Consider the following 16,167-nt stretch of genomic DNA (forward strand, 5'->3'; position numbering starts at 1 on the left):
ATCAGCGAACTTGGGAATAGATCAGGGAGTTATCGATGCAGTCTCCGCTTGAAGGCGTTCGGGTCTTGGAATTGGCGCGAATCCTGGCTGGTCCGTGGGCCGGACAAACGCTCGCCGACCTGGGTGCGACCGTCATCAAGGTGGAAAGCCCGGAGGGCGACGATACGCGTCGCTGGGGGCCTCCCTTCATCAGGGATGGCGATGATGTCGCTGCAGCCTACTTCCACAGCTGCAATCGCGGAAAACTGAGCATCACGGCGGATTTCAACTCTGTGGAGGACGTCGACAAGCTTCGCGCACTGGTGGCGAACGCGGACGTCGTCATCGAGAATTTCAAGGTAGGCGGGTTGAAGAAGTTCGGTCTTGATTACGAGAGCCTCAAGGCGATCAACCCAAGACTGATCTATTGCTCGATTACCGGCTTTGGCCAAACCGGTCCCTATGCGGGGCGTGCAGGATACGATTTTATCGTCCAGGGCATGGCGGGCATCATGGATCTGACCGGTGAACCTGAAAGGGAGCCGCAGAAAATCGGCGTCGCGTTCGCCGATATCTTCACGGGTCTCTATTCAGTCATCGCTATCCAAGCCGCTCTGATCCTCAGAAATACGACAGGTGAGGGACAGTTCATAGATATGGCACTTTTGGACAGTGCGGTGGGTGTGCTGGCCAACCAGGCAATGAATTTCCTGGCCTCGGGAAAGGCGCCGACGAGACTTGGCAATGCGCATCCCAACATCGCGCCATACCAAGTATTCCCGGTGTCTGACGGCAATATCATTATCGCCTGCGGGAACGACGCTCAGTTTGCACGGCTATGCGATATCCTCCGGCTATCTGCTGTGGCAGACGACATCCGTTTCAAGTCTAATGCGGAAAGAGTTCGCCATCGAGAGGAGCTGACATCGACCATGGAAGCACAGACGAAGCTTTTCAAGCGGACGGATCTGCTAGCCGACTTGGCGCGCGTGGGCATTCCCGCCGGCCCCATCAATACCGTCGAAGACGTATTTGCCGACCCGCAAGTCGCGCATCGAAAGATGGCCGTGGAAAATGAAGGAATAGCGGGCATCCGTACACCAATCATTTTCTCAGGGCACGCGCTCTCCTCGCACCGCAAGTCGCCCAGGCTTGGTGAGCACAATGGCAAGGTACAAGCAGACTGGACCCTATTGGACTGACGTTTTAACCTGGCTTTTTCGACATCGACGGCAATGAGAGGCCGCGCCGAAACTGCGCGTTTTGAAAAGCGGTCGCAGAAGGCTCTCCGATCCGGGCTGGCCGAAAACCGCGCCGCTTCTGCCGAGCTTTCCTCTGCGCCTTTGCTCAAGCGACATCTTCGTGCCACGATGGCCGTCTCTTGCGGTGAGGCGACGATGTTCGTAACAATCGGTTGCCGCATCGCTGCGTTGCGCGGGTTTTGTCTGTGTCAGCCAGTGTGCAGTCGGAATGTCGCACCGACTCTAGGCGATGTCGGTTTGCCGCTTGGATCAGAAACCGGTGGCGTCTAAATTTGCATTCCAGTGATCAGAAGGCGCATCCATGTTTCTCTCGGTATTCGACGTGTTCAAGATCGGTGTCGGGCCGTCGAGTTCGCACACGATGGGTCCGATGTCGGCAGCCAACCGGTTTCTCGATCTGATCCTGTCGAATGAATGGCCACGCCCGTCATCGGGCGCGCAGGTCGCCGCGATCAAGGTCAGCCTGCATGGTTCGCTCGCCCATACCGGCATCGGCCATGGAACGGGCAGGGCCGTCATCCTCGGTTTGATGGGCGAAGCGCCCGACAGCGTCGATCCCGACAAGATGGACGGCATCATCGATACGGTCGAGCGCACCGGCCGCATCGCGCCGACGGGCCATCCGGCCTACCAATTCCAGCCGAAGACCGACCTGGTTTTCGACAAGAAGCAGCCGCTGCCCGGCCATGCCAACGGCATGATCTTCTCCGCTTATGACCGTGACGGACGGCTGCTCTTGAAACGCATCTATTATTCGGTCGGCGGCGGCTTCGTTGTCACCGACACCGAACTGGAGCAGATGCGGGCGAAGAAGAACGCCGTGGGCGGCGCGCGCGTGCCCTATCCTTTCGCGACCGCCAGGCAGATGCTCGACATGGCTGAGCGCTCGGGGCTTTCGATTGCGCAGATGAAGCGGGCGAACGAGGAGAGCCAGCGTAGCCGAGAGGAGCTCGATCAGGGGCTCGACCGAATTTGGGAGGCAATGCGCTCCTGCATCGAGCGCGGTCTCAAGGTCGAAGGCGTCATGCCGGGCGGCCTCAACGTCAAGCGCCGCGCCCGCAGGATTCACGACAAGCTGCAGGAGGAGTGGCGCAGCAATCGCGTCAATCCGCTGCTCGCCAACGATTGGCTCAGCGTCTATGCGATGGCCGTCAACGAGGAAAATGCGGCCGGCGGCCGTGTCGTCACCGCGCCGACCAACGGGGCGGCCGGTGTCATTCCGGCGACGATCCGCTATTACGAGCATTTTCACGAGGACTGGGACCAGAACGGTATTCGCGATTATTTGCTGACGGCGGCCGCCATCGGCGGCATCATCAAGCATAACGCCTCGATCTCGGGCGCCGAGGTCGGCTGTCAGGGCGAGGTCGGCTCGGCCGCGGCGATGGCGGCCGCCGGCCTTGCGGCCGTGATGGGCGGCACGCCCGAGCAGATCGAAAACGCCGCCGAAATTGCGCTCGAACATCATCTCGGCATGACCTGCGATCCGGTTGCGGGCCTCGTCCAGGTTCCCTGCATCGAGCGCAATGCGCTCGGGGCGGTCAAGGCCGTCACGGCGGCATCGCTCGCCGTCAAGGGCGACGGCCAGCACTTCGTGCCGCTGGACGCCTGCATCGAGACCATGCGCCAGACCGGCCACGACATGAGCGAGAAATACAAGGAAACCTCGACCGGCGGCCTCGCCGTCAATGTCGTCGAATGCTGAGTTTGCCACCGCGTTAGAACGGTTCAACTTTTCAGCAAGTGCAAAACCGCTGCACAGTTTCGCCCGGCATGCCGTAGGCGCTTGACGCTCGCCGCCAAAAGGATTTCAACGGCGGTATGGCATTGCATCTCATCAAACTCTGCGTCGGCGCCGACTCGATCGACGATCTGCGCGAATGGGTGGCGGAGCGCTCGCTGCGCGCCATTGCCGCCGGGCTCGAGCCGCATTCCGTGCATACGACCCGCATGGTGCCCAAACGCATGGAGGAGTTGCTCGACGGCGGCTCGCTCTACTGGGTGATCAAGGGGCAGGTGCAGGCGAGACAGCGGCTGCTCGGCATCGAGACCTTCACCGACGCAGAAGGGATTTCACGCTGCCGCCTGATGCTCGGTCCCGAAGTCATCGAAACTGCGGTACAGCCGAAGCGGCCGTTCCAGGGCTGGCGCTACTATGCGCAGGATGACGTGCCGCCCGATCTGACGAGCCTGGGTGCCGGCATCGCCGAAATGCCGGCCGACCTGCGACGCGAGCTTACCGAGCTCGGCCTGCTCTAGGCGCGTCGCATCAAATATGATCCGCGCAACGCGCCTTAGCTCTTTGTTTTTATGCATGTTGTTGTCCCGGAATCGCTGCACACTTCCGGGCGAGATGCATTAACCTCTGCCGCCGAACACAACGGTTCCCGACAGCACAGGCGGCTCAGCGCAGGCGCAATTGCACCGGGGCGCTGCCGTCGGGCGAAGTCACATGCAGATGGATTCGGGCTTCCGGCTGGGAATAGCGCCAGGCGCGAGCGCCGTGGCAAAGCAGCAGGTTGATGAGATCGCGGGTCTTGGCAGATTTCGCTCTCGGCCGCTGCAGGCCCATCTCGGCGAGCCGCAGCGCCGCTTCGTGCAGCGGATGCAGGGCTGAGCGCCCCTTGGCCCCGATGCGGCGGTCGCCTGGCATTCCCGGAACATTTTCATTTATCGCCATTGTTTTCCCCGTACGCACTACTGATCGAGTTCAAGAATGGTGGCCGGAAACGCAAACACCGATTCCGGCCGTTACCAATGCCGCCGGCCATGTTGCAGGCAGCATCGAATAGCTCATTGTGCAGCCGCCCAGCACTTGATGCCGGCCTTCTTCAAGGCCTTGCAGGCGTTCACCGCATCGCGCTGATCGTCGAAGCCGCCGAAGCGGGCGCGGTAGACCTGGTCGTTGCCCGTACCGTAGGCGACGGCGAAGGGCTTTGCCGAGGCCAGCGCCTTGCCGCCCTTGCTCTTGGCGCCCTCCAGAAGGCCCATGGCCATCTGCCGGCTCGGCGAGACGCCGACCTGTACGACCCAGCCCGCCGGCGCGGCGCTTTCCGGGGCGGCGCTGGTCGAAGCAGTCGTGACGTGATCGACGGCGGCGCTGTCCGGTTCGGCAGGTGCTGCGGCCGGAGCCTGCGGCTTGAAGCTCGTGGTCTTGACCTTGGTCGGTGCCGGCATGGCCTGGGCGACCAGCGGGTTGTCGGACTTCGTCGCGGATGTTTCGGTATAGGCGACTTCGGTTGCGGCCACCTGATAGCGAGCGTCCGGCAGCGGTCCCTTGTGCGGCAGGCTGAGATCGGCGGCAGCGGCGGAAATCGGCGGCTGCGCTGCGGTGATCGTCTTTGCGACCTGCTGCTGGGCGACCGGCTGCGGGGCGAGCTGCTGCCGGGCCTTCTGCGGCTGAACCGGAGCGGGCGTTTCGATAATCGCCGGGGCAGGGGCTGCTTGAGCCACCAACGCCGAGTTTCCGCCGCGGCTCGACGCCTTGGGCAGGTAAGTGGCGATCAGATTGCGCATCTGGGCGTCGCGAGCCGCTCCGGAAGTACCGCCAAGCACCACGCTGACGATCGACTTGCCGTCAACTTGGACAGAACTCACAAGATTGAAGCCGGCGGCCCGCGTGTAACCGGTTTTGATTCCGTCGACACCGCGCACTGAGCCGACCAGCCGGTTATGACTGCGGATCGTGCGGCTGCCGAACTTGAAAGCGCGGGTGGAAAAATAGCCGTAATATTGCGGAAAATGCTGACGGAGAGCGATGCCGAGGCGGGCCTGGTCGCGCGCCGTCGTCATCTGCGCCGTATTCGGCAGGCCGTTGGCGTTGCGATAGGTGGTGCGCGTCATGCCGAGAGCATGCGCCTTGGCTGTCATCAACTGAGCAAAGCGATCCTCGCTGCCTGCCAGCAGTTCGCCGAGGGCGGTTGAGGCATCATTCGCAGACAGAGTGACGAGACCGAGGATGCCCTGTTCCACGGTAATCGTGCCGCCGGCGCGCACGCCAAGTTTCGTGGGTGCCTGGGCAGCGGCATGAGCGGAGAAGGGAACCGGCGTGTCGAGACGGATGCGCCCTTGCTCCAGCGCTTCGAAGACCATGTAGAGTGTCATCATCTTGGTTAGCGAGGCCGGGTATTGCAGCCGATCGGCATTCTCGCTGTAGAGAACGTTGCCGGTCTTGGCGTCGACGACGATGCCTGCATATTTCGGATTGGCCGTCTTCGCTTCCGCATTGACTGAATCAACCAGGACGACCGTGAGAGCCACCGAAAGGATCGCCAGGAGCTTTGCGAAAAAGCTGCCGGACCGGAATGATGATACGGAGGAGACTGACCTTGACACTATTCCACTCTTCGCTTGCATTTCAGATATCGGGCAGGAACCGCACACCCCCCGCCGCACAGCTCGTCTTTTGAAATTACCGATTCAGCGTTACCAATCCGTTTATGATGAATCGTTTCACTCGCCTTCCGGAAGCATTTTAAGGACCTGTCGCAGAACGGTTCATAAGACGCGCCTCTACAAAGGTGCGGATCGCGGCATCAATATGTTCCCAATCGTCGAGATGGCTGCTGGAGAAGCGGTAGAGGACGCTGAGATCCTTGCCGACCTTGATATCTCGCTGGCAATCACCGCTTGCCGCCTTGTCTGGGGTTGACGGCAATATGCAGCGCACGACGTAGTCCGGTCCGCCCTTGACAGGTGCCGTCAGCAGCACTTCGTCGCCATAACCGGCGTCGGCGCGAAGACGGTGCAGCGTCAATCCGTCGCGAAAAGCCTGGGACGGCCCTTCGATCAGATGCGAATAGATCGGCTCCAGCCGGCCGGACATGTCGCGCGACATGGTGCTCTGGGCGATCTGCAGGAAGATCAGGCCGGAGGATTGGGCGACATCGTCGAATCGAAGATGGTTGTCCTTGCCGTAACCCCGCATATCAGGCCAGGCGAGGTAGAGATCGACGCGCTCGGCCGCACCTTCATGCCGCTGGCTCGGGAAGCGGATGGCATTCTCGGGCAGTTTCACGGTGTCGCGGCCGATGGTCAGCGTGATTTCGGTTGTGTTGTCGGTATTGCCGGCAAGGGAGATGTGCCGGCCGAACCAACGACCTGCAATGCAGATGGCGACAGTGAGGACCGCAAGGACGGCGATCACCGCCATCGTGCGCAGGAGGAACCCCATGGAAAAAAGCGGCTGCTCGTCCGGTGTGCTTTGCGCTGCTTGGCTCATGGCGGTTCTTCGTGTTTCGGCCCGCCGCAGGAAGAACATGAGCCGCCGGTGCCGATGATGAGTCTCACCAACATGATCAGACCGGCAGGGTTAATAATTCGCTAAGTTTTCGGGGTGCCGCTGTACCGGAATGGCCCTTGTTCCAAAAAGGAGAGAGCCGTTCCCGGGACAGCGGGAACGGCTCTTGGGCACCGGTCGGGACGGGATGCGGGGACTGACCGGGCCGAAACCAGCGCCGGCTTGGCCGGCGGGTTATGCTGCTACTTGACGCTACCGACCGCGATGGCGCGGCCGTCCTGAAGCTTGGACCAGCGGCCCGGATCATTGGCGGACTGGCGCTTGAGATAGGTGTATTCAGTGTCCGACCACAGCAGCACCTTGTTGCGCATGTTGTCGAGAATGAAGTCGCCGTGGTCGGTGCGGACCGTCAGCACGGCATGGCCTTCGCCGTTCGGCTGCAACACGACCGTAATCAGCGTGTCGGATGGCGAAAAGCCGTCCTCGATCAGCATCTTGCGCTTCAGCAGGACATAGTCTTCGCAGTCACCGACGCTGGTCGGATAGGCCCAGCGCTCTTCAACGCCGTAGATCTGTTCATCCGTTTCCGGCTGGACCGAAGAATTGACAGTGTAATTGACCTTGAGAATTTCCTTCCAGCGCTCCTCGGTGAGAATGGCCGGTCCGGCGTCGCCGCCGGCATAGGCGCATTCCGTTGGATTGGCCTTGCAGAACTCATAGTGTCCGATCGGCGGGCTGGCATTACCTGCCAGTGCCATGCTTGCTGGGGTCGCCTGTCCCGAACCCGCCATGGTCATCGCGATGACACCGGCCAGAAGGCCGCCTTTCAGGATATTCGCAGTCGTCATTGCCGTCCCCCCTAAGTTGAGGCGACAATGACACAGACGTTTTTATCTCGCGCAAAATTGCGTAATAGAATTAAAGGCTTAGTTGAATCAAATGCCGATAAAACTTGGCTAAAAACAAACTCGAATGCGCATAAAATTCGAGGCGCATTTGTCTCGAAGTCGATTAAAATTGTAATTAGCGCAGCAAGGCTTTCGCGCTCGAAAAGGCTGCGCTGCCGTCCGGCCATTAAGGTTTGCCCTGAGTCGGTAAACTCCTGCGGGGAAGCCGTCCTTGCCGGCGGCATGCGGTCGTCGGACGGAACGGCCCGGATTGACGGGAATTGTCCGGCCGATGACCGGAAAACTGCCGCCCTCGGCGACTCAAAAGGAAAAATTATTTTTGAGGGAAATTGCGAAACCGGTCGGTGGCGGCGACGATTGCTGCGCTCATACCAGGATTTGCGGTGGAATGGGCAGCGTACGGGAGAATCCTGAGTTCACTTTCGGGCCAAGCGCGCGCCAGTTCCCAGGCGGTGACAAGTGGTGCCTCGATGTCGAACCGTCCCTGCAACAGGATGCCTGGAATGCCGGCAAGCTGCGCGGCGTTCCTCAAGAGCACGCCGTCCTCCAGCCAGGCACCGTTGAGGAAATAATGGGTGATGATGCGGGCGCGCGTCAGAACGTAGACCGGGTCGGCCCAGCGGCGCGGCAGTCCGTCCGGATCGGCGAGCAGGATCGAGGCTGCCTCCCAGTCATGCCAGTCGCGCGCCGCCTTCAGACGCGTCTGCGGGTCCGGATCGTTGAGGAGACGGTGATAGGCTCCAGCCATATCCTCATCCAGCCCCTGCATGCTGGAAGGAATCCCCTGACGGAAACGATGCCATTCTTCCGGAAAGAGCGGCGCCATGCCGCGACAGAGCCAGTCGATTTCCGAGCGCCGCGTGGTGGTGACGCCCGACAGGACGATCGCGGCGACTCGCTGCGGATGCGTTTCGGCATAGGCGAGCGCCAGCGTCGAGCCCCAGGAGTTGCCGAAAAGCAGCCAGCTGTCGATGTCGAGGACGAGCCGCAGCTTCTCGATATCAGCCACGAGATGCCAGGTCGTATTCAGGGAGAGGTCGGTCGTGGGATCGGCCGCACTCGGCAGGCTTCGGCCGCAATTGCGCTGGTCGAAAAGGACGATCCGATAGGCCTCCGGATCGAACTGGCGTCGGGCGTCAGTCGAACAGCCGGAGCCCGGCCCGCCATGCAGCACCAGTGCCGGCCACCCGTTCGGATTGCCGCAGGTCTCCCAATAGATCAGGTTGCCGTCGCCCGTGTCGAGCAGACCATGATCATAGGGTTCGATTTTCGGATAGAGAGCTGACATCGGTGCCTCTGCGGTCGGGGAGGACCTTATCCTTTATCTCGATAGCGAAGGAAAGTGGCCGCGATGCCGCGCGCAAAATCGTTGCTGAATTATGCGCGACCTGCTCCCGGCTGGTCGGTGTCGCAGGTTGTTCCACTCATAAGCTTAGGCATCTACTGGTGGGAACAACTTGCGACAGGGCGCTTGCTTTCCCAAGCCGGATTTGTTGCCGCTTGCAGATTTGTTGCGGTCAGATCCAGGTGTTCTCGACGCGACCTGACCGGGTGAGCGCCGGGCGCTGGCAACAGCCTCGGCGGATGTCTGGCGAAAATGCAGCCGCCGCGGAAATCACCGGCGGGGCAGCGCGCTTCGCAGCAGCTGTTAGAGGAATTCCCGCAGCGTCTCGCGGGACTGGATCGACAGGAATTCGATCGCCACGCCTTCGACGAAATGGCGCACGACGCGGCCGCGCATATTGCCGAGACGCACCGCCGTTCCGATGGAAGGACGCATCTCGACGTCGACGGCCGCTCCGGAGAGCGAAAGATCCATGATGCGGCAGGCATATCGCGTGCCGTCATCGAGTGTCAGTTCGGTCTTGACGTCGCGCGGCGTCAGACGGTCGTGGCGGCGATCTTCCGGCAGGCCGAGCTCGTGCTTGTTGGCAAGCCAGGTGAGCTGGGCGGCGAGCTTCTCGCGCTTGCGCTCGGTGGCATTGATCGACATGGTGAAGCCGCGGCCGTCGAGCGTCTGGACATAACCTTCGACGCGCCCGAGATGGTCGATATAGGCGACGACGCGTTCGTTGGCGCGCGGCCGGCCGGAGCAGGTGACGTACATATCGCCGGGCGACATGTCGATCACCATGCATTCAAACTCCTCGTAGTTTGCAAGCATCAGCCGGCCCTGCATATTGATCGGCACGCGCTGGAAAACGCCTTGTTCAGGGCGCGGCGCAGGTCGTTGCGTCTGTGCTGGCTGGAACGAGTGCATCAAAAGGCTTCTTCATGAAAATCTCAGAGGCCAATCTTTACCCCCAATCCATTAACAGAAGGTTGTCTCGGCGCCTGCCGACATAACCAAAAACGAGTATGGCCGCTGTCCCGAAACGAGACGCTCAGCGCGCCTCACCAGTCAGCAGCTGCGACACCACGCGGCGCATGGCCTGGCCGAAGCCGATGCTCTTTCCGGCGACGCTTTCGTTGATCGGGCGCAGTTCGGCCGGCGCGACCTTGCTGAACTTTTCGGGCAGCAGACGGCTGCGGTCGAGCGCCAGCAATTCCAGCGGCACGATCTCCAGCCAGCTTGCAGCCGCCACCGGCGCGATCGCGCCGAGCACCCGGTCGCAAGCGCCGTGCGACGAGCGCAGCGGCATCATGATGATCTCGAAGGAGGCCTGGTGCCCGACGGTGCTGTAGCCGGTGGCATTGAACAGGGCCGGCATGGCGTGATCCATGACACCTATCGCGGTGCGTTCGATATCCGCGTGCTGGCCATGCGCCCAGAGCGATGAGAAACGTTCGCCGCGCAGATCCCGCCCAAAGAGATCGCAGATGCGGGTGCCGGCGAGCCGGAAAACGATGTCTCCGTCCTCGCGCGCCTCGAGGATGAAGAGACTTTGCAGTAGATGGGGTACGGCAGACGGTTCGACCTGGGACTTCAGCGGCGCACCGGCTGCGCCGCGGATACGGTTCCAATAGTCAAAAATTTCGATGGTCGTTTGCACACGCATTTCACACCAACCTGTCCCATTCCGGATCATTTTCGGGCACTCATTGCCCGGACAACTTCTACCTTGCGGATTTCATGCCAAATCCCGGCCGTTAAGGTTAAGAAAGGGTTTCGGTTGAGGTGTGGCGCCTGCCATGACACTGTCGCGTCTTCGCTTCGACTTTCGAAGTTCTGCACAACCTGCCCGGGCCGAGATCTTTCCTCAGGGTTCCCGGTACGCCGCCCGACATTCCGGGCGGCTTTTTTTTTGGCCATCGCTCCTGTATGGCTGGGGCCACAACGAGGCGAACACAGATGAATGAGCAAACGGGCGAGCCGCAGAAGGCGCCCGAATCTTCCGAGGTCGAACCGCCGGCGCGGCCCCCGCGCGTACCGGTCTTCAACCTTCCGCCGGCGCTGTTCTTCAGCCTTTGCCTGCTGATCGTCATCTATGCGGCGCAGGCGCTCGTCCTGTCCGACGATGCTGTCAGCTGGCTGCTCTTCACCTTTGGCTTCGTTCCCGCACGCTACGTGATTCCGCTGTCGCATCAGGGTTTCGAGCTGTTCTGGACGCCGGTCACCTATTCGCTGCTGCACGGCAGCGTCCAGCACATCGTCTTCAACGCCTTCTGGCTGATGGCCTTCGGCGCGCCGGTCGTGCGTCGCATCGGGACGCTGCGATTCGTGTTCTTCTGGCTGTTTTCCGCAGCCGCCTCCGCCGCTCTCCACGCGGTTCTCAACTGGGGAGACGTGTCGCTGCTGATCGGCGCCTCCGGCGTCATTTCCGGGCTGATGGGAGCCGCCTGCCGGTTCGCCTTTCCGGCTGAGCGACGTCCGATGCTGGCGGCGCATCTCAATGCGCGGCTTTCCATCACCGGGGCGCTGAAGAGCCGGACCGTCGTCTTTTTCATGCTGCTCTGGCTCGTCGGCAACGCCCTGATCGCCGTCGGCATCCCGCTCGTCGGCGACAGCGATCAGGAGATTGCCTGGGACGCGCATATCGGCGGCTTCGTCTTCGGCTTCTTTTTATTTTCGCTGTTCGACCGAGCGGCGCCGCAGGCGCCGATCGAACCAGCCGAAGCGGAGAAGGATGTGTTGCAATCCTGAGCGGGGCAGTGCACCATCCAACCATCCGCGTTTGGGGGGAGAAACCGCCACGGATACTGTGACAAGCGTTACAGTTTCGACATAGGAGGTTCGAATGACCAGTTCAGTCAAAGCAATCCTCGACCTGAAGGGCAGGGACGTCGTTACCGCCGGGCCGAACACCACCGTCGCCGAGGCTGCGGTCATCCTCAGCAAGAAGAAGATCGGCGCCATCGTCGTCGTCGGCATGGAGAATCGGATTTCTGGCATGTTCACCGAGCGCGATCTCGTGCATGCGATCGCCAAGCACGGCAAGGAGGGTCTCGACCAGCCGCTTGCCAAGGTCATGACAGCAAAGGTCTATCGCTGCCATGAGGAGACGACGGTCAACGAACTGATGGAACTGATGACCAGCCGCCGTTTCCGCCACGTCCCGGTGGAAAGCAACGGCAAGCTTGCCGGCATCATCTCGATCGGCGACGTGGTGAAATCGCGGATCGCCGAAGTCGAACGCGAGGCCGAGGACATCAAGGCCTATATTGCCGGCTGAGCTTCGCTTTGTGGTTCAGATCCCGTCGACCGCAGCGCCTGTCGCAGGGGCGACGCCTTATGGCGGGCTGGCGTAGATTTCCTGCATGCGCTTGATCTCGGGGAGCCGGGCTCTGGCTTCCTCGTAACCGCGCTCGATCGCCTCGCCGGCCCGGTGGAATTCGGAAAGGCCGATATAGCTGAGGCGCGGCTGCAGCGAAATGTCGGGGGGGTCGCCGGCAAGGCGGGCGCGGGCAATCCTGTCCTGGATGATGTTGAAGGCCTGCACCATGACGCCGGTCATGCCGAGGCGGGCATAGGGCGCCTCTTCCTGTTTCTGCACCTCCTGCGGAGAAAGGCTGGCATTGTGCCGGACGACGGCCGAGCGGCCGTAGAGATCGTAATTGAGATTGACCGCGACGACCAGCGGCTGCTCATAGGCGCGGCAGACGGAGACGGGAACCGGGTTGACCAGCGCGCCGTCGACGAGCGTGCGCTGATTGCTGCGCACCGGTTCGAAGATGCCGGGCAGGGCATAGGAAGCGCGCAGCGCCGTGATCAGCGAACCGTTGGCGATCCAGACCTCATGGCCGGTATTGACCTCGGCTGCGACCGCGACGAAAGGCCGGTCCAGATCCTCGACATTTAGGCCTTCGAGATGCTCCTGCATGCGCTTGGTCAGCCGCATACCGCCGAACAGGCCGCTGCCGCCGATGGTCAGATCGAGCAGGCTTGCGATCCGGCGCATGGTCAGCGAGCGTGCGAAGGTTTCGAGTTCATCGAGTTTGCCGGCAAGATAGCAGCCGCCGACCAGGGCGCCGATCGACGTGCCGGCAATCATGCCGATTTCGACCGCGGCTTCGTCAAGGGCGCGCAATACGCCGATATGGGCCCAGCCGCGGGCCGCGCCGCCGCCAAGCGCGAGCGCGATCTTGATTTTCTTGGCAGGCGCAGGGGCAGGGATTGTCTCGAGGATCGTCGACATGCCGGAACCGGAACCTTCGCCTTCAGCGCTTTGACGATGCAGACTCCAGTTCAGCATTGCGCTCTCCCCTCCCAGCAGAACACGTGTGGTGCGATAGTGTGCCCGATCAATTGCCAAATGGTATATAGAAGCGGTTTCTGGCACAATAAGGGGCAAATGCCGGGAAGTTCGACCTATTTTCCGTAGATGTCCTGCGGATCGAAATGACGCTCGTCGTCGACGATGTCGAGCATCGGCTTTCCTTCGCGCAGTGTCACCGTCCGATAGAAGCAGGAGCGGCGGCCGGTGTGGCAGGTGGCGTCATGACCGGCGACCTCGACCTTCAGCCAGATGGCGTCCTGATCGCAATCGGTGCGAATTTCCTTCACCGTCTGAAGGTTGCCGGAGGTCTCGCCCTTCTTCCAGATCTTGCCGCGCGAGCGGCTGAAATAATGGGCCGTGCCTGTTTGGATGGTCAAGGCCAGCGCCTGCGCATTCATATGCGCCACCATCAGCAGTTCGCCATCGCCGACGTCGGTTACGATCGCGGTGATCAGGCCGCGGTCGTCGAAACGCGGCGTGAAATCGCCGGCGTCTTCCAAGGCCGACTTGTCCTCGGATGGTTGATTGAAGATCAGGTGACTCATCGCGGCCCTCCTGCGGGAGCCGGTATCAGCGGCTCCGCACCATGCTCATGAAACGGGCCTGATCGGCCGGTTCCGTCTTGAAGGTTCCCGTAAACGTGGTCGTCAACGTGGTCGAACCCTGCTTCTGAACGCCGCGCATCGCCATGCACATATGTTCGGCCTCGATCATCACGGCAACGCCGCGCGGCTGCAGCGTATCGTCGATGGCGCGGGCGATCTGGGCGGTCATCGTTTCCTGCGTCTGCAGGCGGCGGCCATAAATCTCGACGACACGGGCAATCTTCGACAGGCCGAGCACGCGTCCATCCGGCATATAGGCGACATGGGCCTTGCCGATGATCGGGACCATGTGATGTTCGCAATGCGAGTAGAAGGGAATGTCCTTGACCAGGACCATGTCGTCGTAGCCTGCGACCTCTTCGAAGGTCCGGCCGAGCACGTCCTCCGGCGCCATGTCGTAACCGGCGAAAAGCTCGCGATAGGCCTTGGCGACACGGGCGGGCGTCTCGATGAGGCCTTCGCGCGTCGGATCGTCACCGGCCCAGCGCAGCAAAACGCGCACGGCTTCCTCCGCCTCCTGCTGAGACGGGCGGTCCGAGTCGCGGTTCGGCTGCGGAAAGTTCTTTACGATGGCGTCCATGATCAATGGTCTCCTGGTCCGCAGTGCGAACCCATCTTTCGGAATTGCCACTGGTCAGTCCCATGCGGGAATTCATGCACCTTTGGCAGGCTCCGGGGCTTTCAGGGCAATTCAAGCCCATCCGGCACGGTTTCCCAATCAAACTTACACAAGGCCATTGCATTTTGATGGCCTTCGAACGACATACATATAGGAAGACGGCCATGGTATGTAAGTATGCTCAGGCGACACGGTGTGTTTTTTGTTTCAATAACAATAACAGCGCCATTAAGGCCGATCCGCAGTGATTTTGGAGCGGAAACCCAGCATGGATGACATCTACAACAGCAAAATCCTCGAATTCGCCGGCAATATTCCGTTGACCGGCACGCTGGTGGACGCTGATGCGACCGCCCAGGCGCACTCCAAGCTATGCGGTTCCAAGGTCCGGATCTGGCTGAAGATGGACGGCGAAGTCGTAACCGCTTTTTCGCATGACGTGAAGGCCTGCGCACTCGGCCAGGCATCGTCCTCAATCATGGCCCGTCATGTCGTCGGCGCCACATCGGGCGAATTGCGGCAGGCGCGTCTCGACATGCTGGCCATGTTGAAGGCGGATGGGGCTGGGCCCACCGGACGGTTCGAAGACATGCGCTACCTGTTGCCCGTGCGGGACTACAAAGCACGACATGCTTCGACAATGCTGACCTTCGATGCGGTCGTCGATGCGATCGGGCAGATCGAGGCGAAACGGGCGGAAGTGATCGAGGCGTAAGCGCGATGTGCGAGTTCTGCGTTCGGCAGGCTGACGATGAGGACGATGGCGGCGCGGCCGGATCGAGCCAGCCGCGCGAAAGACCTGCGCGCTATTCCCGCAATTATACCGGCCCGTTCCGCAACACCCCCGACCGCCTGCTCGGCATGGGGCTGATCCGCCTCTATCAGTTGACGCTTTCCGGCTTTATCGGCAGTTCCTGCCGCCATATCCCGACCTGCTCCGAATACGGCTATGAGTCGATCGCCCGGCACGGATTATGGGCCGGCGGCTGGATGACGCTGTTTCGCGTCAGCCGCTGCGGCCCGGGCGGCACCAGCGGCCTCGACCCGGTGCCCGAGGCGCTCGGCGACGGCTTCCGCTGGTGGACCCCCTGGCGGTATCTCTCCCTCGGACGGAAAAGAGGGTGAACGCCATGGCGATACCAGGCGAAAATGCGAGCGTGGCGGAGAGCCGGCAGCGACGACGGGCGAGGTGCGGTCACCATTCGGTGACTGTGGTTTCTCACCTGGGATAACGGAGGATTCCTGGCGGCCATGAGCACCTTCATTGCCCTCCTGCACAGCATCGTCCTGACGCCGGACCGCCGAGTGATCATGGAAGACCTGCGCGCGCTTGCCAAAGAGCTTGGCTATCGCGAGCCGCGCACGCTGGTTTCGACCGGCAATCTCGTTTTCGAGGCCGACGACATGCGCCCGCATGAGCTCGAGGCCGCGCTGGAGGAGGGCTTCGAAGAGAAGTTCGGCAAACATGTCGATATCATCGTGCGGAGCGACTGCACCTGGATGGCGCTCTGCAGCACCAATCCGTTCAGGGACGGCAGCGGCGATCAAGTGATCGTCCGGGTGATGCGCCTGCCGGTCGACCCTGAGAAGGTCGAGGCTTTGAAGCCGCTGATGACGGAAGGCCAGCGCATCGCCATCGTCGGCGGCGACCTCTGGATCGATTTCGCAGGCAAGCCGAGCCAATCCAAGCTGCTTTCGGCACTGACGACCAAGCGGATAGGCATCGGCACGATGCGCAACTGGAACACGGTCTGCGGTCTCGCGCAAATGATCATGTAGGCCGCTCCTTCTTTACTCCCGAGGGAAATCTGAGTATCAGGCGGCAGCGCATCCAAGGACGGAGGCGCTGTCGTTGCAACCACCCGCATTCGTTGGCGGGACTGGACAAGGAGAATTTC

Annotated in this window: 18 protein-coding genes; 8 read left to right on the forward strand and 10 right to left on the reverse strand. The window is 61.5% G+C overall.

The genetic code is table 11. The annotated features are described in order from the left end of the window. The first annotated feature begins 35 nt into the window (after positions 1 to 35). From A7X77_RS26580 to A7X77_RS26590, 3 genes are all read left to right on the forward strand, one after another. Entirely contained in the window at positions 36 to 1,181 is a 1,146-nt protein-coding gene (locus A7X77_RS26580) for a CaiB/BaiF CoA transferase family protein (RefSeq protein ID WP_064685834.1), read from the forward strand. 361 nt (positions 1,182 to 1,542) lie between these two features. Next, complete coding sequence (locus A7X77_RS26585) at positions 1,543 to 2,946, forward strand: L-serine ammonia-lyase (RefSeq protein WP_064685835.1); 1,404 nt, start codon at positions 1,543 to 1,545, stop codon at positions 2,944 to 2,946. A gap of 116 nt (positions 2,947 to 3,062) precedes the next feature. Continuing rightward, positions 3,063 to 3,500, forward strand: a complete 438-nt coding sequence (locus tag A7X77_RS26590; protein ID WP_064685836.1) for a DUF1489 family protein — start codon at positions 3,063 to 3,065, stop codon at positions 3,498 to 3,500. 145 nt (positions 3,501 to 3,645) lie between these two features. Here A7X77_RS26590 and A7X77_RS26595 read toward each other — a convergent pair whose 3' ends face one another. From A7X77_RS26595 to A7X77_RS26625, 7 genes are all read right to left on the reverse strand, one after another. Next, positions 3,646 to 3,921 (reverse strand): hypothetical protein, encoded by a 276-nt coding sequence (locus A7X77_RS26595; RefSeq protein ID WP_009994808.1) that lies wholly within the window; start codon positions 3,919 to 3,921, stop codon positions 3,646 to 3,648. A gap of 113 nt (positions 3,922 to 4,034) precedes the next feature. Further along, positions 4,035 to 5,597: a D-alanyl-D-alanine carboxypeptidase gene (locus tag A7X77_RS26600; protein ID WP_064685837.1), complete on the reverse strand. Its 1,563-nt coding sequence runs from the start codon at positions 5,595 to 5,597 to the stop codon at positions 4,035 to 4,037. 118 nt (positions 5,598 to 5,715) lie between these two features. Continuing rightward, positions 5,716 to 6,501, reverse strand: a complete 786-nt coding sequence (locus A7X77_RS26605; RefSeq protein ID WP_064685838.1) for a hypothetical protein — start codon at positions 6,499 to 6,501, stop codon at positions 5,716 to 5,718. Positions 6,502 to 6,722: 221 nt separating this feature from the next. Continuing rightward, positions 6,723 to 7,328, reverse strand: a complete 606-nt coding sequence (locus tag A7X77_RS26610) for a transglutaminase-like cysteine peptidase (protein WP_064685839.1) — start codon at positions 7,326 to 7,328, stop codon at positions 6,723 to 6,725. Positions 7,329 to 7,701: 373 nt separating this feature from the next. Beyond that, positions 7,702 to 8,676 (reverse strand): prolyl aminopeptidase, encoded by a 975-nt coding sequence (gene pip, locus A7X77_RS26615; RefSeq protein ID WP_064685840.1) that lies wholly within the window; start codon positions 8,674 to 8,676, stop codon positions 7,702 to 7,704. Between the two features lie 360 nt (positions 8,677 to 9,036). Next, positions 9,037 to 9,648 carry a PilZ domain-containing protein gene (locus A7X77_RS26620; protein ID WP_038689051.1) on the reverse strand — a complete coding sequence of 204 codons (612 nt, stop codon included), beginning with the start codon at positions 9,646 to 9,648 and terminating at the stop codon, positions 9,037 to 9,039. A gap of 124 nt (positions 9,649 to 9,772) precedes the next feature. Beyond that, positions 9,773 to 10,417 carry a PAS domain-containing protein gene (locus A7X77_RS26625; protein ID WP_197486899.1) on the reverse strand — a complete coding sequence of 215 codons (645 nt, stop codon included), beginning with the start codon at positions 10,415 to 10,417 and terminating at the stop codon, positions 9,773 to 9,775. Between the two features lie 263 nt (positions 10,418 to 10,680). Here A7X77_RS26625 and A7X77_RS26630 point away from each other — a divergent pair, with 263 nt between their 5' ends. Continuing rightward, entirely contained in the window at positions 10,681 to 11,472 is a 792-nt protein-coding gene (locus tag A7X77_RS26630) for a rhomboid family intramembrane serine protease (RefSeq protein WP_064685842.1), read from the forward strand. Between the two features lie 94 nt (positions 11,473 to 11,566). Further along, positions 11,567 to 12,001 (forward strand): CBS domain-containing protein, encoded by a 435-nt coding sequence (locus tag A7X77_RS26635; protein WP_064685843.1) that lies wholly within the window; start codon positions 11,567 to 11,569, stop codon positions 11,999 to 12,001. Between the two features lie 57 nt (positions 12,002 to 12,058). On the opposite strand, the gene A7X77_RS26640 is transcribed toward A7X77_RS26635, so the two are convergent. From A7X77_RS26640 to folE, 3 genes are all read right to left on the reverse strand, one after another. Continuing rightward, positions 12,059 to 13,021 (reverse strand): patatin-like phospholipase family protein, encoded by a 963-nt coding sequence (locus tag A7X77_RS26640; RefSeq protein ID WP_064685844.1) that lies wholly within the window; start codon positions 13,019 to 13,021, stop codon positions 12,059 to 12,061. Positions 13,022 to 13,137: 116 nt separating this feature from the next. Continuing rightward, the gene (hisI, locus tag A7X77_RS26645; protein WP_064685845.1) at positions 13,138 to 13,590 is read right to left on the reverse strand and encodes a phosphoribosyl-AMP cyclohydrolase; all 453 of its coding nucleotides are present in this window, start codon (positions 13,588 to 13,590) and stop codon (positions 13,138 to 13,140) included. Between the two features lie 25 nt (positions 13,591 to 13,615). After that, a complete protein-coding gene (folE, locus tag A7X77_RS26650) occupies positions 13,616 to 14,230 on the reverse strand; it encodes a GTP cyclohydrolase I FolE (protein ID WP_010004221.1) in 615 nt (204 codons plus the stop codon). Positions 14,231 to 14,537: 307 nt separating this feature from the next. Between folE and A7X77_RS26655 the strand changes: the two genes are divergently transcribed. The 3 genes from A7X77_RS26655 (at position 14,538) to A7X77_RS26665 (ending at position 16,048) form a co-directional block, all read left to right on the forward strand. Next, a complete protein-coding gene (locus A7X77_RS26655) occupies positions 14,538 to 14,984 on the forward strand; it encodes an iron-sulfur cluster assembly scaffold protein (protein WP_064685846.1) in 447 nt (148 codons plus the stop codon). A 5-nt stretch (positions 14,985 to 14,989) separates the two neighbouring features. Next, on the forward strand, positions 14,990 to 15,394 hold the full coding sequence (yidD, locus tag A7X77_RS26660) for a membrane protein insertion efficiency factor YidD (protein ID WP_064685847.1): 405 nt from the start codon (positions 14,990 to 14,992) through the stop codon (positions 15,392 to 15,394). A 126-nt stretch (positions 15,395 to 15,520) separates the two neighbouring features. Next, a complete protein-coding gene (locus tag A7X77_RS26665; RefSeq protein WP_064685848.1) occupies positions 15,521 to 16,048 on the forward strand; it encodes a DUF1697 domain-containing protein in 528 nt (175 codons plus the stop codon). The last annotated feature ends 119 nt before the right edge of the window (positions 16,049 to 16,167 follow it).

Source organism: Rhizobium bangladeshense, assembly GCF_001662075.1.
GTDB lineage: Bacteria > Pseudomonadota > Alphaproteobacteria > Rhizobiales > Rhizobiaceae > Rhizobium > Rhizobium bangladeshense_B.